A 3,393-nucleotide genomic window follows, 5' to 3' on the forward strand; every position below is an offset into this window, starting at 1 on the left:
TTCTACCGAGCGCCGTCGGTCTATGCTGAACTGCTGGCCGAGCTGGGATTCGTCGACATCGAGACCGGCGGCATCGAGATCGACATGCCGTTCCACGTCGTGAGCGGAAGAAGGGCAGGACGCCGATGAGACCCCGCATCGTCGCCCTTTCATCGCCCCCCGGAGGCGGCAAGTCGACCTTCGCGGCGGCCCTGGCGAACCGCCTGGGCGCGGCGCTGGTCGAGTACGATGCCTACGACCGGATGACCGACATGGAGCCCTCGGCGGTGCGCGAGTGGCTCGCTGCCGGCGGCCCCTACGACCGGGTGATCGTGCCCGAACTGGTCGCCGATCTCGCGGCCCTTTCCGAGGGGCGCCCCATTCCGGATCGGATGAAGGGCGGCCAGCTGCAGCCGCGGCCGCTGGTGGTCTTCGAGACCCCGTTCGGCCGCGCGCACGCGGCCACTGCCGCCTTCATCGACACCTCGGTGTTCATCGATACCCCCGCCGACGAGGCGCTGGCGCGCAAGCTCAGGCAGTTCGTCGCCGATCAGGTCGCCGATCCCGGACCGGGCGGCGCCAGGCGCTTCGTCGGCTGGCTCGACAGCTACCTGTCGCACTACCTGGCGATTGTCCGGCCGGCCGTCGCGATGCAGCGCCAGCGCGTGCTGCCGCTCGCCGACCTGGTGATCGCGCCCGGCACCGCCCTCGAGGACGGCGTCGAGCAGATCGTCGCCTTCCTCGTCCGTCGCGCCGCCGGCAGCAGGGCCGCCCCATGAGCCTGCCGCCGTCCATCGGTTCGATCCTGGTCGTCGGCGGCGGGTCCGCCGGCTGGATAGCGGCGAGCTACCTCGCGCGCATGCTGCGTCGGCAGCGGGTCCGGGTCACCCTGGTCGAATCCCCCGATATCGGCACCATCGGCGTGGGCGAGGCCACCATACCCTCCATGGTGCGCTTCGTGCGCGCCATGGGGCTCGATGAGGCCGAGTTCATGCGGCGGGTCGCCGGCAGCTACAAGCTCGCCATCCGCTTCTCCGACTGGATCGAGGACGGGCACACCTATTGGCACCCCTTCGGTCCCGTGGGTCCGCGCGTCGCCGGCAACGATCTGTTTCACTACTGGTTCGCCCGTCGCGCCGCGGGAGCGGCAACTGCTCCATATTCCGAGTACGCGCTGCAGCGGCTGCTGGCCGAAGCCGGCAAGGGGCCGCGTCCGCTCCATGCGACCTCGCCGATCATCGATGCGGGCGCCTACGCCTACCATCTCGACGCTGGCGCCCTCGCGGCCTACCTGCGCGAGATCGCGACGGGCGACGGGGTCGAGCACCTCCTGGGCGAGGTGCAGCAGGTCGAATTGACGCCGGATGGTTCCATCGCCGGCATCGGTATCGGCGGCGGCCGCCGCCTGTCTGCCGATCTCTATATCGACTGCACCGGCTTTCGCGGCGTCCTCGCGGAAGGGGCCCTTGCCGACCCCTGGATCGACTGGAACCACCAGTTGCTCAACGACCGTGCCGTCGTCATGCCGGTGACCCGGAGCGACGAGGTGCCGCCCTATACCCACTCGACCGCCATGCCGGGGGGTGGCTGGGTCTGGCAGATCGCGCTCGCCACCCGCACCGGCATGGGCTACGTGCATTCGAGCGCGCATGTCGATCCGGATCGCGCCGCCGAGACCCTCGTTGCCCAGGTCGGTACGCAGCGGCGGGGCTTGGCCGATCCCCGCCTCCTCCGGATGCGCATCGGCCGGCGCACCCGCTTCTGGAACCGCAACTGCGTGGCCATCGGGCTTGCCGGGGGATTCGTCGAGCCCATCGAGTCGACCGGTCTGCATACGACCCTGCGCGGCGTCGAGTTGCTGTTCGAGTACTGGCCCGGAATCGGCATCAACCCGGTGCTGCGCGACGCCTACAACGATCGCCTGGGCCGCATCTTCGACGAGGTGCGCGACTTCATCATGCTGCACTATCGCTTCACCCGACGCACCGAGCCGTTCTGGCGAGATGCCCGCGAGGTGCCGCTCACGCCAAGCCTCGAGCGCCTGCTGGCGCTTTACGACGAGTTCGGCCAGATCGAGCCCGTCGAGGCCAACGTCTTTGCCGACACCAGCTACTACCTCATCCTCGACGGGTCCGGACGTTATCCGAAGCGTCCGCACCCGCGCACGGCCCTGCCTCCGGCGCGCGATATCGATGAGACCCTGGCGGGACTGCGCCGCCACAACGCCGTGATTGCCGAAACCCTTCCCCGACACGTGGACCTGCTCGATGTCATCCATCCGGCAAACTCCTGAGTCGGCCGCCGAACTGCGCTTGAGGCGGTTTGCCGAGGCCCTCGGCGTGCCGCTCATGGGCGAAGCGTCCGCCAAGCTGGTGCCCGGCGCGCTGCTCACCGACCGCTTTCTGCTCTCGGCGCCGATCGCCGCGCTCGCGCCCGGGGCGGTGGCCGACATCGTCGAAATGGCCGAGACTCTCGGCCTCGACTCCGAGGCGGCCGCCATCCTGTCCTTCGATCTCGAGACTGCCGACGTCCTGCATTTCGGCTACGAGGGCAGCCGTGCCGAAGGCGCCATACTGAAGCTCTATTGCGAGTTCGCCGCCGTCGTCGGCGACTGGAACCGGGCGCGCCGGGAAGGGCGACGCCTGCTCGTCCATCGTGCCGTCAAGTGGGACCCCGACTCTGCCGAGGGCGCGGCGGTCTCGCTGTACGAAGCCGACCCGACCCTGTCGGTCACCGATACCGTCGACCGCATCTTCGACCTGCTGGGCGATCATCCCGCGGCCGATCTCGTCGTGTCGGTGTTCCATCGCGCGGCCGGCCGGCTCCCGGCGCAGGACCGGCTGTTCCTCGAGGTCACTGAGCAAGGCACCGATCGGCGCTCGTTCGATCTCAAGGTCTACGATGCCGGCTTCACCGTCGGTTCCTTCGGCGACGCGATGAGCGAACTCGCAACCGCCTTCGGCTTCGATCGGGTGGATCGGGACAGGCTCTCGCGGCTGCCCTCCGCAGAGGTCCTCGGCCATCTCTCCGGCGGACGGGGCCGCGATGGTCGGCCGTTCCTGACCCTCTACTACGGGGGTGGCCCGAGATGACGCCGACCTGGTGCGAGCCGGTCCTTCCCGGCGATCGTTATGCCGACTACTGCCAGTGGCCCTACGATCCGCCGGCCCCGGTCGGCGGCAAGTGGCGGCAGTCGAGCCTGCTCTGGCTGGCGCTCCATGCCGCCGGCGCCGATCCGCGCCTCGCGGCCGCCTGCGGCGAATTGCGCCGCGGGCTCGGCGCATTCCGCACGGTCTACGGGGTCAAGCTGGCCGACGGCAGGCTGAGCTTCGAGTTCTATTTCTACGACTATGACCGGCTGGATCGTTCGCTCTCGATACCGCGCGTGCTGTCGGTGCTGTCGCCCTTCGTGCG

General features: G+C 69.3%; 3 protein-coding genes and 1 pseudogene. All 4 read left to right on the forward strand.

Annotation, left to right across the window (positions count from 1 at the left end; genetic code table 11):
- Window positions 1-125: 125 nt before the first annotated feature.
- A complete protein-coding gene (locus ACE3TU_RS20465; protein ID WP_374627611.1) occupies window positions 126-758 on the forward strand; it encodes a uridine kinase in 633 nt (210 codons plus the stop codon).
- Window positions 755-2,272 carry a tryptophan halogenase family protein gene (locus ACE3TU_RS20470; protein WP_374627613.1) on the forward strand — a complete coding sequence of 506 codons (1,518 nt, stop codon included), beginning with the start codon at window positions 755-757 and terminating at the stop codon, window positions 2,270-2,272. Before ACE3TU_RS20465 ends, ACE3TU_RS20470 begins: the two co-directional genes overlap by 4 nt.
- The gene (locus tag ACE3TU_RS20475) at window positions 2,247-3,071 is read left to right on the forward strand and encodes a hypothetical protein (protein ID WP_374627615.1); all 825 of its coding nucleotides are present in this window, start codon (window positions 2,247-2,249) and stop codon (window positions 3,069-3,071) included. Before ACE3TU_RS20470 ends, ACE3TU_RS20475 begins: the two co-directional genes overlap by 26 nt.
- A pseudogene (locus ACE3TU_RS20480) lies at window positions 3,068-3,393 on the forward strand (hypothetical protein); the annotation flags it as partial. The gene ACE3TU_RS20475 and the pseudogene ACE3TU_RS20480, both read left to right, overlap by 4 nt.

The sequence above is a fragment of the Devosia sp. genome (assembly GCF_041917035.1).
Taxonomy (GTDB): Bacteria; Pseudomonadota; Alphaproteobacteria; order Rhizobiales; family Devosiaceae; genus Devosia_A.